The sequence below is a fragment of the Psychrobacter sp. AOP5-GZ1-6 genome (assembly GCF_052376345.1).
Lineage (GTDB): Bacteria > Pseudomonadota > Gammaproteobacteria > Pseudomonadales > Moraxellaceae > Psychrobacter.
In genome coordinates this window covers 1-235 of record NZ_JBQSVP010000409.1, presented here as the reverse complement: position 1 = coordinate 235, position 235 = coordinate 1, and the positions used below count along the sequence as shown (strand labels likewise).

Sequence of the window (235 nt, the reverse complement as noted above, 5' to 3'; positions counted from 1 at the left end):
GCTACTATCGTAGCCCCTGTCTGCAATCACCGCTTTAGTCTGGTTATTAATCGTGCTAAATATCAACGCCTTTGCCATCTTAGAGTCATGTACTTGCCCACCTGACAGCTCAACATGTATAGGGTTGCCACAAGCATCGACCACTAAGTGCAGTTTGCTGCTATTACCTGCAACGCTTTTACCAATGGCCTCATCAAGATGACTGGCGGCGCCTGTACTATGCTGATGAGCTTTG

At 47.7% G+C, this 235-nt stretch carries 1 protein-coding gene; it reads right to left on the bottom strand.

Annotation, left to right across the window (positions count from 1 at the left end):
• On the bottom strand, positions 1 to 235 hold a 235-nt coding region (locus ACT3RN_RS16400; protein ID WP_444518916.1), incomplete at both ends, for a transposase.